Origin of the sequence: Microbispora sp. H10830 (assembly GCF_014161375.1) — a bacterium.
GTDB classification, from domain to species: Bacteria; Actinomycetota; Actinomycetes; order Streptosporangiales; family Streptosporangiaceae; genus Microbispora; species Microbispora catharanthi.
Map to the genome: position 1 here is coordinate 385373 of NZ_JABBWX010000004.1, position 19545 is coordinate 404917.

General features: G+C 70.6%; 19 protein-coding genes. 4 read left to right on the forward strand and 15 right to left on the reverse strand.

Annotated features, from left to right (window positions below; translation table 11 throughout):
- Positions 1 to 179 precede the first annotated feature (179 nt).
- From HHX35_RS14195 to HHX35_RS14205, 3 genes are all read left to right on the forward strand, one after another.
- Complete coding sequence (locus HHX35_RS14195) at positions 180 to 3956, forward strand: DNRLRE domain-containing protein (protein WP_182899276.1); 3777 nt, start codon at positions 180 to 182, stop codon at positions 3954 to 3956.
- Between the two features lie 90 nt (positions 3957 to 4046).
- Positions 4047 to 4508 carry a hypothetical protein gene (locus tag HHX35_RS14200; RefSeq protein WP_182899277.1) on the forward strand — a complete coding sequence of 154 codons (462 nt, stop codon included), beginning with the start codon at positions 4047 to 4049 and terminating at the stop codon, positions 4506 to 4508.
- 303 nt (positions 4509 to 4811) lie between these two features.
- Positions 4812 to 6398, forward strand: a complete 1587-nt coding sequence (locus HHX35_RS14205; protein ID WP_182899278.1) for a wax ester/triacylglycerol synthase family O-acyltransferase — start codon at positions 4812 to 4814, stop codon at positions 6396 to 6398.
- Between the two features lie 83 nt (positions 6399 to 6481).
- On the opposite strand, the gene HHX35_RS14210 is transcribed toward HHX35_RS14205, so the two are convergent.
- The 15 genes from HHX35_RS14210 to HHX35_RS14280 form a co-directional block, all read right to left on the reverse strand.
- The gene (locus tag HHX35_RS14210; protein WP_310739084.1) at positions 6482 to 7081 is read right to left on the reverse strand and encodes a helix-turn-helix domain-containing protein; all 600 of its coding nucleotides are present in this window, start codon (positions 7079 to 7081) and stop codon (positions 6482 to 6484) included.
- A gap of 172 nt (positions 7082 to 7253) precedes the next feature.
- Positions 7254 to 8864 (reverse strand): cation acetate symporter, encoded by a 1611-nt coding sequence (locus HHX35_RS14215; protein ID WP_182899280.1) that lies wholly within the window; start codon positions 8862 to 8864, stop codon positions 7254 to 7256.
- Positions 8861 to 9205, reverse strand: a complete 345-nt coding sequence (locus HHX35_RS14220; RefSeq protein ID WP_182899281.1) for a DUF485 domain-containing protein — start codon at positions 9203 to 9205, stop codon at positions 8861 to 8863. The genes HHX35_RS14215 and HHX35_RS14220 overlap by 4 nt, the downstream gene beginning before the upstream one ends.
- A gap of 203 nt (positions 9206 to 9408) precedes the next feature.
- Positions 9409 to 10884 carry a cation acetate symporter gene (locus tag HHX35_RS14225; RefSeq protein ID WP_310739085.1) on the reverse strand — a complete coding sequence of 492 codons (1476 nt, stop codon included), beginning with the start codon at positions 10882 to 10884 and terminating at the stop codon, positions 9409 to 9411.
- A 30-nt stretch (positions 10885 to 10914) separates the two neighbouring features.
- Positions 10915 to 11349 (reverse strand): hypothetical protein, encoded by a 435-nt coding sequence (locus tag HHX35_RS14230; protein WP_205825762.1) that lies wholly within the window; start codon positions 11347 to 11349, stop codon positions 10915 to 10917.
- 18 nt (positions 11350 to 11367) lie between these two features.
- Positions 11368 to 12117 carry a LytTR family DNA-binding domain-containing protein gene (locus HHX35_RS14235; protein ID WP_139574924.1) on the reverse strand — a complete coding sequence of 250 codons (750 nt, stop codon included), beginning with the start codon at positions 12115 to 12117 and terminating at the stop codon, positions 11368 to 11370.
- A gap of 110 nt (positions 12118 to 12227) precedes the next feature.
- Positions 12228 to 12392: a hypothetical protein gene (locus HHX35_RS14240; RefSeq protein WP_396780100.1), complete on the reverse strand. Its 165-nt coding sequence runs from the start codon at positions 12390 to 12392 to the stop codon at positions 12228 to 12230.
- 286 nt (positions 12393 to 12678) lie between these two features.
- Positions 12679 to 13857, reverse strand: coding sequence for a sensor histidine kinase (locus tag HHX35_RS14245; RefSeq protein WP_182899282.1), 1179 nt, complete (start codon positions 13855 to 13857; stop codon positions 12679 to 12681).
- Between the two features lie 104 nt (positions 13858 to 13961).
- Positions 13962 to 14348: a hypothetical protein gene (locus tag HHX35_RS14250; RefSeq protein WP_182899283.1), complete on the reverse strand. Its 387-nt coding sequence runs from the start codon at positions 14346 to 14348 to the stop codon at positions 13962 to 13964.
- Positions 14349 to 14598: 250 nt separating this feature from the next.
- Complete coding sequence (locus HHX35_RS14255; RefSeq protein ID WP_182899284.1) at positions 14599 to 15504, reverse strand: haloalkane dehalogenase; 906 nt, start codon at positions 15502 to 15504, stop codon at positions 14599 to 14601.
- Between the two features lie 23 nt (positions 15505 to 15527).
- Positions 15528 to 15962: an HIT family protein gene (locus HHX35_RS14260; protein WP_310739086.1), complete on the reverse strand. Its 435-nt coding sequence runs from the start codon at positions 15960 to 15962 to the stop codon at positions 15528 to 15530.
- Positions 15959 to 17119 (reverse strand): acyl-CoA dehydrogenase family protein, encoded by a 1161-nt coding sequence (locus tag HHX35_RS14265; protein ID WP_182899285.1) that lies wholly within the window; start codon positions 17117 to 17119, stop codon positions 15959 to 15961. Before HHX35_RS14265 ends, HHX35_RS14260 begins: the two co-directional genes overlap by 4 nt.
- A complete protein-coding gene (locus HHX35_RS14270) occupies positions 17119 to 17637 on the reverse strand; it encodes a MaoC family dehydratase (RefSeq protein WP_182899286.1) in 519 nt (172 codons plus the stop codon). Before HHX35_RS14270 ends, HHX35_RS14265 begins: the two co-directional genes overlap by 1 nt.
- Positions 17638 to 17729: 92 nt before the next feature.
- Positions 17730 to 18635 carry a phosphotriesterase gene (locus HHX35_RS14275; protein ID WP_182899287.1) on the reverse strand — a complete coding sequence of 302 codons (906 nt, stop codon included), beginning with the start codon at positions 18633 to 18635 and terminating at the stop codon, positions 17730 to 17732.
- Positions 18632 to 18778: a hypothetical protein gene (locus HHX35_RS14280; protein WP_182899288.1), complete on the reverse strand. Its 147-nt coding sequence runs from the start codon at positions 18776 to 18778 to the stop codon at positions 18632 to 18634. The genes HHX35_RS14275 and HHX35_RS14280 overlap by 4 nt, the downstream gene beginning before the upstream one ends.
- Before the next feature lie 87 nt (positions 18779 to 18865).
- Between HHX35_RS14280 and HHX35_RS14285 the strand changes: the two genes are divergently transcribed.
- Positions 18866 to 19495 carry an ABATE domain-containing protein gene (locus HHX35_RS14285; RefSeq protein ID WP_182899289.1) on the forward strand — a complete coding sequence of 210 codons (630 nt, stop codon included), beginning with the start codon at positions 18866 to 18868 and terminating at the stop codon, positions 19493 to 19495.
- The last annotated feature ends 50 nt before the right edge of the window (positions 19496 to 19545 follow it).

A 19545-nucleotide genomic window follows, 5' to 3' on the forward strand; every position in this document is an offset into this window, starting at 1 on the left:
GAAGGAGTCAAAGGCCGGGCACACGCGCCAGCCGATTCACCGTGGGCCTCATCGCCGTCCTCGCAACTTTCCAGACCCTCGTCCCCGCATCAGCCGCCCCCTCTCCGGACACGACCCCCGCTTCTCCCGCCCGAACGCTACTTCCACGTCCGGATGACAAGGTCGCAAGCCACACCGCCATGGCGACCGCGCTGGCCGACGCGAAGAAACGGGGCCAATCGGTTCACGTCTCCGCGGCCACGTCGGAAACCTCGGATACCATCGCCTATCCCGACGGGCACCTCATGACGACCGTGAACAGCGGGCCCGTCCGAGTGAAACAGGCAGACGGCACCTGGTCTGCGATCGACACCACGTTGGTGGAGTCCCACGGTGCGCTCCGGCCCAAGGTCTCCAAGGCCGACGTGCAGCTGTCAACTGGGGGAAACGCACCCTTTGCCCAGTTGGCTTACGGCGACGGGAAGACGTTCGCGCTGCGCTGGCCGTCATCCCTGTCCAAACCGACGGTGCGTGGCAACACCGCCGTCTACCGGGGAGCAGCCGGGCCTACAGGAGATCTCGTCGTCACGGCCCTACCCACTGGTCTTCGCTTCGATATCGTGCTTCGCGAACGTCCCGGCGCCCCCGTCGAGATCAAGGTCCCGTTCACGCTCAACGGCCTGAACATGGAGGCGGCGGCCGACGGGCGATTGAGTTTGTCCGGCGGCGAGAAGAAGCCGGTCGCGTTATCGACCAAGCCGGAGATGTGGGAGTCAGGTCCTTCCGGCGAGACCGCTGGAATCCACAGTCGCCACGGGGACAAGGGCCGCCGCGGCAAGATCACGGCCAGGATCGCAACCGGCGATGGCGGAAAAGCACTGATACTGAAGCCAGACGCCTCGTTCCTCAATGACCCGGCCACCCGGTATCCCGTCACGGTCGACCCGAGTGTGCTGCTGCCGCTCAACGACGACACCGACGTCAACAGCGTCTTCGACTGGAACAACGTGGACGGCCCGTATCTGAGCGTGGGGTCACGCGAGCGCGACGAGCTGTCGCGCGCCTACCTTCGCTTCAACACCGCGGGCCTGCCATCGTCGATCACGTCGGCGGAGCTCGCTCTGCAGAATGTGGATGCCCCCAGCTGCGGAACCTCCGTCGGAACCGGCGTCCAGGTGCGCCGGGTCACCAGTGCGTGGGACGCCGCCACCCTGACCTGGTCTCCGCAACCGACGAACACAACCGAGGACGCGGTCATCAGCAAGGAGGGCTCCCAGGAGGGTTTCTGCGGGAGCGGATTCATGCGCTGGAACGTCACCGGGATCGTGCAGGACTGGCAGGCGGGCTCGCCCAACCACGGCGTTGTACTCCAGGACCCGGCGGAGCCGAAGACGGGCAATTACCGCGTTTTCACCTCGTCGGAGGGGGCCGGGGAGTCCGGCACCCCGCCCACGCTGACCGTGACGTACAAGCTTCCTCCGGCCATTCCCGAGGTGACGCTGAGCAGTGCGGACTCTGTCACCGGGAACGACGTCGTCTCACGCAGCGGCCAGGTGAAGGTGGCCTACAGCTCGACCACGTCCGGAGGGGAGAATGTCGACTACTTCGTGACGGTCTCGGATGCCTCGGGCCCGATCGGCAATCCACCACCGTTGACAAACGTGCCGTCGGGACAGGTCACGGAATACACCTTCGCCATGGGCAACCCCGATACCTTCAAGGTGTCCTTCAAGGCCTGCGTCAGCGGTTCCACCGTACTGTGCAGCCAGACTCCCGCTTATCGGATCACCTCTGACGCACCTCACGCGCCCACCGATCTGGCCACCGGATTGACGGAACCGACCAACCCGATCCTCTCGGGAATCGTCTCGCGTCCCTCCGGAGAACTGGTCACCGGACGGTTCTACCTTTACGACGCCCAGGGCGCCCCTGTCGGCGCAACCCCCTTCGGCGAGGGATCGGTCAAGGGCGGCACCCGCGTTTCACTGCGAGTTCCCGACGGGGTCCTTTCCGCGAACGCCTCCTACAGCTGGCAGATGGAGGCATGCGTGGAGGAGGTCTGCTCGGCCAAGACGCCTGCCATACGTTTCAGCACCAGTGGCTCGGCACCGCAGGAACCGGTCGGGACGGATACCGTCGTCCTCGACAAGAGCAAGCTGAGCATCCGAACGGCCAAGACAGCGGCAGACGCATGCGACGGCGGGCCCTGTGCCCTTGTGGACGCAGCCGCCGTGCAGGTCGGCGGAGCCGGAGCGGACCGTCGTATCTCTCTGGTGAAGGCCGATCTCGCCCGTGTCCCGGCGGGCGCCCAGATCACGTCGGCGATCCTCAAGCTGGGAAGCGCCGACTGCGGCGGACCATGCCCCGCGGGCGCGAAGATCTCCGTCTACGCCAAGAAGACCGAATTATCTGACTCCCCTGACGGCGCCGAACTCGCCGGCGACCTCGTGGCGGCTCCGGAGCAGCAAGCCGATCTGAGCGCGGCACAGGTGGACGTGACAGGCACCGTGCGGCAGTGGCTGCAGGAGACCACCGGCGACTACTTCGTCGACCCTGGACTCGTGCTGCTTGCCGACGAGACCCTGCCGCCGACGACCCTGGGCGCCGCCTCCGGACAGGTACCGATCTCACTCACCATCGAGTACCTTCCACCGACCGCCCCCGGAAAGATCACTGATATCAGGTCTCGCGCGGGAGACGCAGGTGTCCTGCTCGCTTGGGGAAAGCCGGAGACTCCCGGGGCAGACGCTCCTGTCGACAGCTACGACATCCAAGTTCTCAACGCCGGGGGCAACGTGCTGCGCACGCTGAGCAGCGAAGTGGACCGCGCCATCGTCGACGGCCTGACCAACGGAATGAGCTACCGATTCCAGGTCAGGGCCCGGACGGCATACGGAAGCGGCCCATGGCAGACCTCCGCTCCCGTAACACCTCAGGCCGTCGCGAACGCCACGAGTTTCGTCGAGGCGGTCGAGCAGTTCGTCGACGCCACTCAAGGTATGCGCGACAAGCGCTACGAGAACACGGGCGATGCCACCGACGGCGACTCGCAGGCAGTGGCGATCGCTCCCATCCTCTACACCAACGAGAACATTCTCCTGACCGACGGAGCCCCCAATAGGGACACCTCACAGATCGGGCTCTCCCACACCCTGGTCTCGGCTGCCGCAGACGGCAGCATAATCGTGCGAACCGGGATCACCGGAAAGACGACTTACGGCACCGACGGCGCTCCTTTGGTGAATGGCTGGGAAGAGCAGAGCGACTTCGTGTTCACCACGGGCAGCTCGGGCCTCCGACTGACCCGCCAGAACAGTAGTGGAGCCGTCGACGCACCGGTCGACATCGATGAAGTGGAAATAAACGCCTGGGCCGGAGGCGTGCCCGATGATCCAGCCCCTGCTCTGACGGCGCTGCAGGCGGACAACGGCCTCCGCGCGAACGTCACCGCGGCGGTCAGCCCAAGCGCTGCCGCGGCGTGGGCGGTCGCCAACGTGGGAGCCCCCACAAGGGCAGGCTGGGAGTACCCCAACGACTGCGCGAACTTCGTCTCCAAGGCGCTCGCACGAGGAGGACGCTACCGGCAGATACACGCCGCCTCGTGGTTCGGCTGGCTCGACCAGCGGCACAACGGTTCCTGGTGGGAGAGCCACGAATGGGGCAAGGACTCCTGGACGTTCTCCGCCGCCCAGAAGAACTACAATCACTTCGCAGGGCAGCACCGGGTGACGGTGCGCAAGACTATTGCCGAGGCTCAGGTAGGAGACATCATCTGGTTCATCAACCGGAAGACGGACCAGATCTCCCACATGGGAATCGTGACCTACCGCTACTCCACGGTCCGCGGTAAATGGGATATTTTCTTCGCCCAACACGGCGGCCATGGCGGCACAGGAAGCGGTCCGTACATGAACCTGGGCGACCGATATGACGCCACGGAGTTCAAGGGGCTGATCTTCGCCAAGGTGAACTGGTAGACAGAGGAAGCTCCGTACCTAAGCCGATCGACTCCATTTCCGCCGGCGGGCATCCATCGTGGACGCCCGCCGGCGGGCCGGGATCTCCAGATGAAGAAACTAAGGATCTTTCTCGCGCTTGTCCTGCCGGCCATTCCCATCGGATCGATCAGCGGCTGCGGGACGTGTGGGCAGGACGTCGAGGTGCGGCACGTGGCACCGCCACCGAAAGACGCCTCCGCGCGCGAAATCGTCCAGAGCTATCTCCAAGCCCTCGCTGGTCACGACAAGCAGACCGGGCGGTCGATGTGGGATCACAGCAGTCCGCAGTACGAAGCCGAATTCGCGGATCCGGTAAGCAACTTCACGAACTGGACCAGCCTCACCGATGTCGAGATCGGCGAGCCCGAAGCGGAGAGCTGCGGCGACATCCAGCGATGCGTACGAGTGCCGGTCAGCTACGCCTTCGAGCAATGCGAGTTCTACACCGGTGACGACGGCCCCTACAGCGAGAGGTTCTTCCTGGACAAGATCGATGGCCGGTGGCTTATCAGCGGGCACGGCCAGGGCTGAACCGGAGCCGGCGCGACAGGCGCCGCCTGCGTCCGGCTCCCGGGCCGCGCTCAGCCCCGGGCCGCCGACCGTCTCGGGACAGTCACGGGCGCGCCTGAACATCCCCCGGCGGCACGTGGGAGAAATGCGGCGGTAACGCGGCGCGGCGATGATGGTCACGGTGCGCAGGCGGGCGATTATCCTGCGCCAGGGGATCGCCGCGGGTGGGCGGTCCCCGGCGTACGGCGCCCGGCGCCGGGGCCGTGGGCCCCGGGCGGCGGGGCCGGCCGCATGACCGGGCGGCGTGAGCGGGAGGATGACGAGATGCGCCAGTTGACGGCACTCGACGCGCAGTTCCTGAGCGTGGAGTCGGCGACGACCGCGGCCCATGTGGCGGGCGTCGCCATACTCGACCCGTCGACCTCGCCCTCCGGCGCCCTGACCAGGGAGGCGCTGCTCGCCCTGCTGCGCGAGCGGCTGCACCTCGCCCCGCCGCTGCGGATGCGGCTGGCCGACGTGCCCTTCGGGCTCGACCGGCCGTACTGGCTGGACGACCCTGACGTGGACCTCGACGCGCACGTGCACGAGACCACTCTCCCGGCGCCCGGCGGGGAGCGGGAACTGGCGGCGTACGTGGCGGGCGCCCACGCGCGGCGGCTCGACCGCGGGCGGCCGCTGTGGGAGGCGCACCTCATCCACGGCCTGGAGGGCGGCCGCTGCGCCCTCTACACGAAGGTGCACCACTGTGCCATCGACGGCGTGTCGGGCTCGGAGATCCTGACCGCGTTGCTCGACCCGTCGCCGCAGCCGCGCCGGGTGGAGGCGCCCCCGGCCCCGGCGTCGCCGCAGCCGCCCGGGCTGCTCGCGATGCTCGCCGGGGCGATCACCCGGTCGATCGTCCAGCCGGTGGAGACGCTGTGCTCGCTCGCCCGCGCCGCCGCCGACCTGGACGCGATCCCGGTGTTGGCGGCGCTGCCCGACGCCCGGCTCGTGGCCCAGGCAGCCCGCGCGCTCGCGGGAGACGCGCGCCCGCTGCCCGAGACGCCGCCGCTGGTCGCGCCGCGCACACCGTTCAACGGCCCGATCTCCGGGGAGCGGGAGATCGCCCTCGGCTCCGTGCCGCTGACGGAGGTCAGGAGGGTGGCCAGGGCCTTCGGCATGGGCCCGAACGACGTGGTGATGACGCTGTGCGCCTCGGCGCTGCGGCGCTGGCTGCTCGCCCACGACGCGCTGCCCGACCGGCCCCTGGTGGCGGCCGTGCCGGTGGCGTTGCGCTCCCAGCGGTCGCCGGGCACGGGCGGGTCGTCCCGCGACGCCGCGGACGGGCGGGTCGGCAACCGGATCTCGGCCATGATCACGCCGCTGGCCACGGACGTCGCCTCCCCGAGGGAGCGCCTGGCCGCCGTCCGCTCGGCGCTGGCCGCCGCCAAGCGGCGCTTCGCCGTCTCCCACCGCACCTGGCTGGACGACGTGTGCGCGATGGTGCCGAACGCCTTCGCGGCGCTGGCCACGCCGGTGGTGTTCCGCCTCGCGGGGGTCGCCGGGGCGGGCGTCAACCTCATCGTGTCGAACGTGCCGGGCCCCCGCCTGCCGTTGTACCTGTGCGGCGCCCGGATGCTCGCCTACCACCCGCTGTCGGTGGTCACCGACGCCACCGGGGGGATCAGCATCACCTGCGCGTCGTACGACGGGCGGCTGGACTTCGGCGTCGTCGCCTGCCCGACCCGGTTGCCCGATGTCGGGAGCGTGATCGGCCACCTGCGCGAGTCGATGGACGAGCTCCTGGCCCTGCTCGACGACTCCCCGGACGACCCGGCCCCCCATGACCAGGCTCCCCACGACCAGGCCCCGCACGGCGACGCGGCTCCCGTACGGCCGCGGGAGGAGCGGGAGGAGATGGTGCCCGCCTGACCGCCCTGGGTCGCGCCTGGGTCGCGCCGGAGGCGTGCCGGGAAACGACGCGCCGGAGGCGTGCGGGAAGAGCACGGCCCTCGTCAGTGCAGGGCGTTGGCGATCAGTTCCGCGACCGCGTCGGGGTCGATGTGATGGCCGGTGAGCAGGCAGATGCTCTCCTGGTAGAGCAGGACCGCGGCGAAGGTCGCGGCGGCGGCCTCCAGCCTGGCGGCGTCACCGCGCCCGCCCGGCAGGGCGAGCTCCAGGGCGAACCTGGCCCGGTGGATGATCTCGGCGTTGAGGCGGCTCAGGCGCTCCCGAACGGAAAGGTGGGTGTCGGCCTCCCGGAACAGGATGCGCCGCATCGCGGGGGACGCGCGCAGCGGCAGCCTGCGGGCGAGCCGCGACAGCGCGCCGGCCGCGTCGCCGGGGACCGCCTCGGCCTCCTCCTCGACCACCACGGTGCGCTCGTCCACCAGCGAGATCAGTACGTCGATCTTGCGGGGGAAGTAGTGGAAGACCAGGCCCTTGGGCACGCCGGCGAGTTCGGCGATGCGCGCGGTCGGCGTGGCCTCGTAGCCGCCGCCCGCGAACAGTTCCTCGGCGGCGTCGAGGATGCGGGTGCGGGCGTCGCCGTCGGGCGGCTGTTTCCTTCTCCGCGAGCGTGACCACGCCTTGGCGGTCTGGAGAGGGCTGTCCACGCACCGAACCATAACCAGAGTGGGTGTCCCAACACCATGACGCGAGGGACAGGGCAGGCATACGCCCGCCCGCCGGCGGTGAGCCGGCGACCGGGCGTACGGAGGCGCCGGCGTCCCGGCGGTGGTGGGTGGCACCGCCGGGAGGCCGGCGACGTGTGGCCGGGAGCCGACGTCAGTGGCCGGTGGTCTGCTCGGCGCCGAGGCCGGTGAGCGAGCGGACCTCGATCTCGGCGTACTTCGACGCGTTGTACTCCTTGCTCAGGATCGTGCCGAGGTAGCCGCACAGGAAGCCGATCGGGATCGAGAAGATGCCCGGGTTCGACAGCGGGATCAGGTGGAAGTCCATCTCGGGGCGCATCGCCGTGGGCGAGCCGGAGACGACCGGGGAGAAGATCACCAGCACCACTGCGGAGATCAGGCCGCCGTAGATGGCCGAGACCGCGCCCGCCGTGTTGAACCTCTTCCAGAACAGGCTGTAGAGGATCGCCGGGAGGTTGCCCGACGCGGCCACCGCGAAGGCCAGCGACACGAGGAACGCCACGTTGAGCGACTGGGCGAAGATGCTCAGCGCGATCGCGACCGCGCCGATCACGAACGCGGCGACGCGGGCGACCACGACCTCCTGGCGCTCGGTGGCGGCACCCCGCTTGAACACGTGGGCGTACAGGTCGTGGGCGAAGCTGGAGGAGGACGCGAGGGTCAGGCCCGCGACCACCGCGAGGATCGTGGCGAACGCGACCGCCGCGATGACCGCGAGCAGGACCGTGCCGCCGACGTCGCCGAAGATGTCCTGGCCCACCTTCTGGGCGAGCAGCGGAGCCGCCGTGTTGCCGGCCTTGTCGGCCGCGGCGATCGTCTTGGAGCCCACCAGGGCCGCGGCACCGAAGCCGAGCACCAGCGTCAGCAGGTAGAACACGCCGATGATGCCGATGCCCCACAGGACCGACTTACGGGCGTCCCTGGCGGTGGGCACCGTGTAGAAGCGGATGAGGACGTGCGGCAGGCCCGCGGTGCCGAGCACCAGGGCCAGGCCGAGGCTGATCAGGTCGATCTTGCCCCAGGTCCCCTGGGCGGCGGTGCCGTACTTGAGGCCCGCGTTGAGGAAGGCGTCGCCCTTGCCGCTCTGGGTGGCGGCGTCGCCGAGCAGCCCGGACAGGTTGAAGCCGAACTTCCCGAGCACCAGCAGGGTGATCAGCGCGGCGCCGACCATCAGCATGACGGCCTTGACGATCTGCACCCAGGTGGTGCCCTTCATGCCGCCGAACACGACATAGATGATCATCAGCAGGCCGACCGCGATGATCGTCCAGATCTTGCCCGCCTGGGAGTGGACGCCGAGCAGCAGGCCGACGAGCGCGCCCGCGCCGACCATCTGCGCGAGCAGGTAGAAGATGCTGACGACGATCGTGGACACTCCGGCCGCCGTACGGACAGGGCGCGGCGACATCCGGAACGCCAGCACGTCGGCCATCGTGTACTTGCCGGAGTTGCGCATGAGCTCGGCGACGAGCAGCAGCGCCACCAGCCACGCGACGAGGAAGCCGATCGAGTAGAGGAAGCCGTCGTAGCCCGACAGCGCGATGATGCCGGCGATGCCGAGGAACGACGCGGCCGACATGTAGTCGCCGCCGATCGCCAGGCCGTTCTGCAGGCCGCTGAACGACCGGCCGCCGGCATAGAAGTCCGCCGCGCTCTTGGTGTTGCGGCTGGCCCAGAACGTGATCGCCAGCGTGAGGGCGACGAAGACCAGGAAGAGGATGGTGGACAGCGTCTCGTGACTCACTTGGCGCCCTCCCCGACCTCGTCACGGCTCTCGGTCCCGTCGCGCAGCTCGTCGGCGATCGGGTCGAGCTTGGCCGCCGCGTGCCGCGAGTACGCCCATGCGATCAGGAACGTCGACACGAACTGCAGCACGCCGAAGACGAGGGCGACGTTGATGTTGCCGAACAACTTGGTGCCCATGAAGTCCCGGGCGAAGCCGGAAAGCACCACGTAGAGCAGGTACCACACCAGGAAGGCGATGGTCATGGGGAAGGCCCAGGACCGGTAGCGGCGGCGCAGCTCCTGGAACTGCTCACCCGCTTGTATACGTTCGTAGACCGATGGATCGTGCTGGACGGTCACAAGATCTCCTTCGGCAAGTGATCTGGATCACTTCAACGTAGGAGCGCGCCGTGTCCGCCGACGAGTCCCGGGGGCCGCCGAGTCGCCCAGCCGTACCGCCCGCTCGTTCACATGGCGCATCCGTGCGACGAATGGTCGGTTGCACGCGCCGAGCGGTCACGCGCCGCGTTACATGAAACGCCAGACCGCAACGGAACGCCCGGCTACATGAAACGCGGGCGCCAGTCGCCCCGGTCGACGTTCAGCGTCTCCGGTGTGTGCAGGCGGACCATCGTGCGCGCCACGCCGCGCGGCACCCGCGACGGCGTCAGCAGCGACACCACCACCATTACGGTGAACGACACGGGCACCGTCCAGGCCGCCGGCTCGGCCAGCAGCGACCCCGCCCAGCCGGTGTGCGGGCCGCCGATGATCGTGATCACGACCGCCGCGCACGCCAGCCCTCCCCCGGCCAGCAGCCCGGCCATCGCCCCCGCCGTCGTCAGCCTGCGCCACCAGATGCCGAGCACGAGCAGCGGGCAGAACGACGAGGCGGCCACGGCGAACGCCAGTCCCACCACGGTCGCCACCGGCAGCGACCGCGCCGCGCCCGCCAGCGCGAACGGCACGAGCACCGCGAGCACGGTCGCGACGCGGAACGCGCGCACCCCGCCGCGCAGGATGTCCTGCGCGATCACCCCGGCGACCGACACCGTCAGCCCGGACGAGGTGGACAGGAACGCCGCGAACGCCCCCGCGGTCACCAGCGCGGTCAGGAACTCGCCCACCGGCCCGCCGACCAGCCGCCCCGGCAGCGCGATGACCACGGTGTCGCTCTCCGGCATGCCGTAGACGTGGCCGAGGTAGCCGTACACCGCGGGCATCAGGTAGAAGGCGCCGAGCAGCGTCAGCACGACGAGCGTGGTGCGGCGGGCTGCCCGGCCGTCCGGGTTGGTGTAGAAGCGGACGAGCACGTGCGGCAGCCCCATCGTCCCGAGGAACGTCGCCAGGATCAGCGAGTACGTCTCGTAGACGGGGTGATCGCGACCGTGGAGCGGCAGCACCCACTCGTCCCCCGGGGCGAGCCCCGGCCTTCCGTTCGACCACCAGGCCACCAGCATGAACGCCAACGGCACCGCCAGAGCGGTCAGCTTGAGCCAGTACTGGAACGCCTGGACGAACGTGATCGACCGCATGCCGCCTGACAGCACGTTGGTCGCGACCACCACCGCCACCAGCACGCTGCCCGTCCACGGCGGCGCCCCGGTGATCGTACGGAAGACCAGCCCGGCGCTCTGGAACTGCGGCATGAGGTACAGCCAGCCGATCAGCACGACGAGCACGCTGGACAGCCGCCGCACCGCCATCGACTCCAGTCGCGCCTCGGCGAAGTCGGGCAGCGTGTAGGCCCCCGAGCGCCGCAGCGGCGCCGACACCAGCACCAGCAGCACGAGGTAGCCGCCGGTCCAGCCGACCGGCAGCCACAGCATGTCCGCGCCGAAGGTGAGGATCAGCCCCGCGATGCCGAGGAAGGACGCCGCCGACAGGTACTCCCCGCCGATGGCCGAGGCGTTCCACAAGGGCGAGACCGTGCGGGAGGCGACGTAGAAGTCCGACGTGGTGCGGGACACCCGGATGCCGAACGCGCCGATGAGGACGGTCGCCAGCATCACCAGGACGACCGCGGCGATCTGGCTCACCGGCGCACCGTCCTCATCCCCGTGCCGTCCTCATCGGCGCTCCACGAGGTCGGCGAAGTCGCGCTCGTTGCGCTCGGCCTGCCGCACGTACAGCCAGGCGCCCCCGACGAGCGCCGGGTAGATCAGCCCCGCGAGCACGACCCACGGCAGCGGCAGGCCGAACAGCTCGGCCGCGCGCAGCTCCGGGGCCAGCAGGAACAGCAGCGGCAGCCCGCCCACGACGCAGGCGAGCAGGCTGCACACGAACAACGCCAGGCGGAACTGGGTCCGCACCAGGGAGCCCATGTAGACCTCGCCCAGGCGGGTCTGCTCGTCGATCTCCCGGGTGAGCGGGTGCCGCGGCCTGCGCGCCGCCGCCGTGCGCGGGCTGGTCACCACCACCCTGCGCGGCTTCCCGGTCGTCGCCGCACCCTCGCCCTGTCCGCGCGCGCCGGTCGACGCCGCCCTGCGGGGCTTTCCGGTCATCGCGCCCTCACCGTCCGCTCACCGGGTCTGGCCCCTGCGGGCCCGGCGGACGAGCAGGTCGCGCAGCTCCCGGGTGTGGCGGCGGCTCACCGGGATCTCGGTCTCCCCCACCCGCACCACGCACTTGCCCGAGTCGATGTGCAACTCGTCGATGTGCTTGACCGCGACGAGGTGGCTGCGGTGGACGCGCAGGAACCCGGCCGACGCCCAGCGTTCCTCCAGCGTGGCCAGCGGGATGCGGACCAGGTGGCTGCCGGTCGCCGTGTGCAGCCGCGCGTAGTCGCCCTGCGCCTCTACGTAGCGCACCTCCGTGCTCGCCACGAACCTGGTGACGCCGCCCAGCTCGACCGGGATCGTGTCCGCCTGCGGCCCCTCCCCCGGCTCGCCCCGGCTGCCGCACACCCGGCGGATCGCCTCGGCGAGCCGCTCCGGCCGTACGGGCTTGAGCAGGTAGTCCTCGGCCTTCAGCTCGAAGGCGTCCACGGCGTGGTCCTCGTACGCCGTCACGAACACGATCTTCGGTGGACGGGTGAACTGGGTCAGCAGCCGGCCCAGCACCACTCCGTCGAGCCCGCGCATGCGGATGTCGAGGAAGACCGCGTCCACCGGCCTGCCGTCCGCGATGGCACGGTCGAGCAGCCGGAGCGCGGCGGCCCCGTCGCGGGCGGTGAGCACGTCGCCGATGCGGGGATCCGCGCGCAGCAGGTAGGCGACGTCCTCCAGCGCGGGCTGCTCGTCGTCCACCGCCAGAACCCGCAGACCGCTCACGATCACCCCTCTCACCGACCGATCCCCTAGAGAGTGATGACCGGAACGGGCGGAAGTCAACGCCTCCCCATCACGACCGCATCACGGCTGGGGATCGCGGCGGTCCGAGGTCAGCCCGGACGGCGGCGGAGCAGCGCCCCCGGGTCGAGCGTCACCCGGAACGGCTCGTCGATCGTCACCGGCGCACCCGTCCGCGCGTCGTGACGCTCGCGATATTCTCCCGCGTTGAGCTCGAAGACGATGAGGCGCGGCTCCGGCTGATCGAGGCGGACCACCCAGTAGAAGGGGATGCCGATGCTCGCGTAGACCTGACGCTTGGTGCTTCCGGCAGGTCGCGCGTGTCATCCCGGGTCCACGGGTACATCGTCCCGTGCTGGTCGAACTCGATCGTCACGCTCATCGGCTTAGATCCTCCGGGCAAGGGGCGGCCTGACCGGTACGAACACTATCGGTAATCGCTTAGATACGTACAGATTTTCGAAAGGTCAGGCGCGGCCGCGGGGGGTATTCCGGGTGGCACTCGCCAGTCACTGCGGCGGCCGATTCACTCGCTACACTCGCTCATGCCTGGACTCCGGGGTGATATTTGGGAATCCGCACGGTGACCTTGGTGCCGGCGCCCTCGCCGGTCTCCACCACGAGGCCGTACTCGTCGCCGTAGACCTGGCGCAGCCGCTCGTCCACGTTGGCCACGCCGATGCCGCCCGCGCCCGAGCGGTCCTCCCCGGCGAGCACCCGCCGCAGCCGTTCGGGGTCCATGCCGACGCCGTCGTCCTCGACGGTGATGCCGCACTCCGCGCCCGCGTCCTCGGCGACGATCGTGATGCGGCCCACGCCGGGCTTGGCCTCCAGACCGTGCCGCACGGCGTTCTCCACCAGCGGCTGCAGGCACAGGAACGGCACGGCCACGGGCAGCACCTCCGGCGCGATGCGCAGCGTGACCTGCAGCTGGTCGCCGAATCTGGCCCGCTCGAGCGTGAGGTAGCGGTCGATCGAACGCAGTTCTTCGGCGAGCGTGGTGAAGTCGCCGTGCCGCCGGAAGGAGTAGCGGGTGAAGTCGGCGAACTCGAGCAGCAGCTCCCTGGCCCGCTCGGGGTCGGTGCGGACGAACGACGCGATGGTGGTCAGCGAGTTGTAGATGAAGTGGGGCGAGATCTGCGCCCGCAGCGCCCGGACCTCCGCCTCCATCAGCATCGTCCGGGAGCGGTCGAGCTCGGCCAGCTCCAGCTGGGAGTCGACCCACCGCGCGACCTCCTGCGCCGCCCGCACGAGCCCTGCCGAGGCGTGGTCGCCGTACGCCGCGAGCGAGCCGACGACGCGGTCGTCGGTGGTGAGCGGGACGACGACGGCGTGCCTGACGGGGCACTCGGGCCGCGCGCAGTCGAGCGCGAGCACCTGGGTGCGGCCGTCCTTCAGCGTCTCCGCCGCGTGCTCGAACGCCTCGGCCGCATGGTGGTCGCCCGCGCCGTCGTAGACGAGCAGCTCCTCGCCGTTGGTGACGGCGATGGCCGGGGAGCCGAGCAGCTCACGCAGGTGCCGCGACGCCTTCAGCGCCCCGGCCTGGGTCAGCCCGGCGCGCAGCGGCGGCGCGGCCAGCGACGCGGTGTGCAGTGTCTCGAACGTCGCCCGCTCGGCGGGGCTGCTGCCGAGGTCGCGCCGGCCGCGGAGCACCCGCCACAGCACGATCGCCGGCACGGCGACGAGGACGGCGACGACGAGCGCGGTGACGACCGGTTCCACGCCGCCGCAGCCTACTCCCGAGCCGGGCGGGGACGACGCGCCCGGCCCGCCGGGGCGAACCCGGACGGGCCGAAGTGCGGTGTTCCGCCGCGGCGTGCGCGAATTCAGCAGTGGACGCAGATCTGGGTGATGTCGTGGTTGGCCGGGTAGTAGTACCACTTGCCGTCGCCGCGAAGATCCTCGAACCAGCCGTCGGTCGAGCCGCGGAGGTACATCTTCATCCAGCCCCAGTCGAGGGAGCTGACCGCGCTCACCCCGTTGATCCGGTACCCGAGGTAACCGGTGCCGGTGAAGCATGTGTGGAATCCGCGCGAGTCCATGATTTCGACCTTGCGGTTCGGATTGCTGCAACTCGTGACGGCCGTGGCCGCCGTCGCAGTGGCCATCGCCGGTGAGGTCGTGGCGACGACCGCGCCGGGGCCGAGGAGCAGCGCTCCGATGAGTGCGGCCACTCGTGCCGTTCTGGGCGAAGGGCCTGCGCCGTTCTTCATGTGCTTCCTCCTGCTGCCAATGGGACATGGGGTGGCTCGGGCCGGCAGCCGGACGAGCGGCGGCTGCGGCGGCCGATCCGGTCACCATCCAGCCAGCACGGCGCTTTGATGTCCCGTTGCGCAATCGGCACGAATCAAAACCCGCCATTCGCGCACCAACCGGCGAGCGAGATGAACGGTGGGGCGGCAGGAGACCGGCCTCGGGACGGCCGGCGCGTGAGGCCGCGCGGCCGTCCTCAGCTCACCGGACCTACCGGGCAGTCGTCTCGTGGACGAAGGCGGCGACGGCCTCGCCCAACTCGCGGCCCGCGTCCTCCTGCAGGAAGTGGCCCGCGCCGGCGATGACGGGGTGAGCGAGCCCGGCCGCGCCGCGCATGGACTTCTTCAGGATCGGCGCCATCCCGCCGGTGATGGGGTCGCGGTCGGAGAACGCGACGAGGAACGGCAGGTCGAGGGTGACGAGGGTCTGCCAGGCGGCGCGGTTGGCGGGAGCGGCCGGGTCGTCGGGGGTGATCGGCACCAGGCCCGGCATCGCCCGCGGCCCCGCCTTGAACTCCTCCGAGGGGTACGGCGCGTCGTAGGCCCGCCGTACGGGCTCGGGCAGGTCGGTGACGCAGCCCGACTGGACGAACCGGGCGATGTCGAGCACGGGCGCCTTCTCGACGGCCTCCCGGAAGCGGTGCCACACCTCGGGCATCGGGATGTCGCCGGTCGGCAGGCCGGTGTTGGCGGCGACGACCCGGGCGAAGCGGCCGGTGTGTTCGGCGACGAGCCGCAGCCCGATCAGCCCGCCCCAGTCCTGGCCGACCAGCGTCACACCGCGCAGGTCGAGCGCGTCGAAGGCGAGCGATCGCACCCACTCCACGTGCCGGGCGTACGTGTGGTCCTCGGGGCGGGACGGCTTGTCCGACCGGCCGAAGCCGACCAGATCGGGAGCGACGGCACGGCAGCCCGCGTCGGCCAGCACGGCCATCACGTGCCGGTAGAGGAACGACCAGCTCGGCTCCCCGTGCAGCAGCAGCACCGGCGGGCCGTCCGCCGGGCCAGCCTCGACGTACGCCATCCGGGCGCCGCCGGTCACCTCGGCGTAGCGGGGTTCGCAGGGAAAGTCGGGCAGGTCGGCGAAGCGTTCGTCGGGGGTGCGAAGGAAGTCCATCCGGTTGCCTTTACGTTGTAGATTCACAGATGGGGAGGTTCGTTCAGCGCGGCGCGGATGCGGGCGGCGTAGTCCTCGATCTCGGCGTCGCCGTCGTACTTCACCCGGGGCCAGAAGAAGCCGCGCAGGCCGTCCTTGCGGTTGCGCGGCACGACGTGGACGTGCAGGTGGGGCACGCTCTGGCTGATGCGGTTGTTCATCGCGACGAACGTGCCGGCCGCGCCGGTGCCCGCCTCGACCGCCCGCGCGACGGCCTGGACCCGAGCGAAGAACGGTCCGACCTCCTCCGCCGGAAGGTCGGGCAGGGTCTCGACGTGGCCGCGCGGCACGACGAGCACGTGCCCCTTGAACACCGGCCGGGTGTCGAGGAAGGCCGCCGCCACCTCGTCGTCCAGCACCACACAGGCGGGCCGCTCCCCCGCCGCGATCTCACAGAACAGGCAGCCGTCCACGGTCACCAGCCGAGCGTGGCGTCGCCCTCGACGAGGGCCTTGGCGATGATCAGCCGCTGCACGTCGTTGGTGCCCTCCCCGATCGCCATGAGCGGCGCGTCCCGGTAGAGACGCTCGACCACGAACTCCTGCGAGTAGCCGTACCCGCCGTGGATCCGCATCGCCTCCATCGTCGCCCTCAGCGCCGTCTCCGAGGCGAGGTACTTCGCCATCGCGGCCTCGCTGCGCACCGGCCCCGCCTCCGACCGCACGGCGGCCCAGTACGTCATGAGTCTGGCCGCCTGGATGTCGGTCGCCATGTCGGCCAGCTTGAGCTGGATCGCCTGGAAGCCGGCGATCGGCTGCCCGAACGCGTGCCGTTCCCGGGCGTAGCCCAGGGCCGCGTCGTAGGCGCACTGGGCGACGCCGACGGCCCGGGCGGCGATGTTGAGACGGCCGAGTTCGAGCGCCGACAGCACCTGCTGCATGCCGCGCCCCTCCGTGCCGCCGAGCAGCCGCGACGTCGGCACGCGCACGCCGTCGAGGACGACCTCGCACGTCTCGGTGCCCTTGTAGCCCAGCTTGGGCAGGTCGCGGCTCACGGTCAGGCCCTCGCTGGCGGCGTCCACCAGCAGCACCGACATCCCGCGGTGGGCGGGCGTCTCGATCGAGGTCTTCACCAGGACGGGCAGCGGGTCGGCGTGCCGCGCGTTGGTGATCCACGTCTTGGTACCGGTGACGACGTAGTGGTCGCCGTCGCGGACCGCCCGGGTGGCGATGCCCTGCAGGTCCGTGCCCGCGCCGGGCTCGGTCAGCGCGATCCCGGTGCGGCGGGCGCCGGTGGCCAGGTCGGGCAGGTAGTGGCGGCGCTGCTCGTCCGTGCCGTATTCGGCGATCATCCAGGTGGACAGGGAATGGGAGCCGAGGATCCCCGCCACGCCCATCCAGCCCCGGGCGATCTCCTCGAAGACGAGGGCGAACGACACCCGGTCGAGGTCGAGCCCGCCGTAATCTTCCGGGACGGTGATGCCGAACAGTCCCAGTTGGGCGAACCGCCGGACGATCTCCTCCGGATAGCGGCCGGTGCGCTCCCACTCGGAGGCGACGGGAACGATCTCCTTGTCCACGAACTCCCGCAGCGTCTGCCGGAACAGCCGCTGCTCCTCGTTCAGCTCGAAGTCCACTACGCCTCCATCGGGCCGGTCTTGGCACGCGGGAAGTACCCCTTGTCGTGCGGCGCGTCGCGCTTGTAGACCATCACCGCGCGCCGCCAGGACATCACCTCGTCCCCGTCCTGGTTCAGGCCCCGGGTGCGGCAGGTGACGATCCCGGCGTACGGCCGGGACCTCGACTCGCGCTTGTCCACCACGATCGACTCGGCGTACAGCGTGTCGCCCACGAAGACCGGATGGGTCAGCCGGATCTCGTCCCAGCCGAGGTTCATCATGGCCGTCTGGCTGACGTCGATGACCGACAACCCGAGCACGATCGCCACCGAGAGCCCCGAGTTCACGATGATCTTTCCGACCGGAGCCCGAGCGGCGAAGTGCGCGTTGAAGTGGTTCTGGTTGGTGTTCATCGTCAGCAGCGTGAACCAGGTGTTGTCGGCCTCGCTGACCGTCCGGCCGAGCGGGTGCTGGTAGACGTCGCCGACCACGAAGTCCTCGTAATAGCGCCCGATGCGGGCTTCATGGACCGTCACACCAGAATACTATTCTGGATCAGCTCCCGGCGGGGTGAGCCCGATTCTTACCGAGAAGGCGGGGCCCGCGCCGGCCGAGCCCATTCCCGGGTTCACGGCCGCCGCCAGCCGGCCGCGAACGCCCGGGCCGGATTCTCGACGAAGATCGCCGACGCGACGCGGGGGCCGAGCTCCCGCTCGATCCGCGGGCGCAGGCCGCCGAGCAGGAACGGCATGCCCGGACCGTCGGCGCCGGACCGGGCCGCCGCCGTGACCGTGTCGCCGCCGAGCAGGATCTGGTGGGTGTGTCCCGCGCCGGCGAGCGCTTCCAGGCAGTCCAGAAGGCGCCAGTCACCGGCGTGGTGCGCCCGCGACGGACCGTCGAACGCCAGGAACGCACCGGCCTCGGCGGCCTCCCTGTGGACGCGCGTGTCCGGGAACCGGTGCAGGTGCCCGAGGATCACGCGGCGCGGAGGGACACCGTGCGTACGGCACAGCAGGTCGAGCACGTCCATGGCCGCGGTTCCGGCCTCCAGGTGGACGCCGATGGGCGCGTCGGTGGCGTGGTGCGCCTCGGCGGCGGCCGCCATGACGTGCCGCGCGTGGTCGTCGAGCCGGTGATAGGCGCCGGCGACCTTGATGAGGCCGGCTCTCACGGGACCGGCGGTCAGCTCGCGGACGAACAGGCCGGCCAGCCCGCCGTGGACGCGCCGCAGCTCGTCCGGATCGTAGTGCCTGGCCTGGTGGAGGCCGGTGGCGGAGACGACGTGCACACCGGACCGCCGGGACAGGCCCGGCAGTTCTCCGGCCCGCGGCCCCAGCCCCCAGGGGGTCCACTGCACCACCGCACGACCACCGAGAGCGGCGAAGGCGTCGAGTTCGGCGAGCGCGGCCCCGGCGTCGTCCAGTTCCTGACCCGGCAGGGCCGGCGAGGCGAGGAACAGATGGTCGTGGGCGTCGCAGATCCCCAGCTCGTCGGGCGGTATGTCCCCGAGCACGGTCCGGACGGCCCCCGTCATCGTCCGTCCTCCCGCTCCGCGTCGCCCGGCGCCGGGGCGACGGCGCACAGCCCCGGCGCCGGGACGCCGATGCAGGGGGATCCCTCCTCGCGATCCAGCCGGGTCCGCGTCAGCCGCTCCCGCGGCGCCTGCCTCGTCGTCATGTCCCACTCCTCCTCACCGAGGTAACGCCTTGGGCGTTACGAGGAGGACTGTAGGGGATGTAACGGCTGAAGCGTTACCCTGATGTCGTGACCAAGGACGACAAGCTCGCCTTCCGCTTCGACTGCGGCGCCGTCTGGTTGAACCTGCTCGCCACCAGAGGCCGGACGTTCAGCGCGGCGCCCGTGGAACGGCTGGCCACTCCCGCCCGCCTGGCGGAGTGGCTGGAGCGGTGCGAGCTGTCTCCGGCCAGGCCACCGGGACAGGACGACCTGCACCGAACGTGGGCGCTGCGGGAGGCGCTGCGTTCGCTCGCGCTGGCCACCGTCGAGGAGCGGCCGCCACCGGCGGACGCCGTGGCCCACCTGTCCACCTTCCTCGGCGAGCACGACGATCCGGTGCGGCTGAGCGCGGACGACCGGCTGCGGCGCGAGCCCCCGGCGACCACAGCGCACGCCCTGACCCGGATCGCCCGTCAGGCGGTGGACCAGATGACCGGCTCCGACCGGCTGGCGCTGAAGAGCTGCCCCGAGCCCGACTGCAGGGGCGTCTTCGTCGACCCGCCGGGGCGCCGGCGCTGGTGCCCGTCCCCCGCGTGCGCGAGCCGGGGCAGAGTTCGCGCGCTCCGCGCCCGCCGCATCGCCGCCGCGTCCGCCGCGTCCGCCCCGTCCGGCGCGTCCGGCGCGGACGACGCCCGGTCTCCGTCGCCTCAGCCATGAGAAGCGCCGCAGGCGCGAGAGTGGCCCGGCACCGGGCCGGGCCTGTCTCA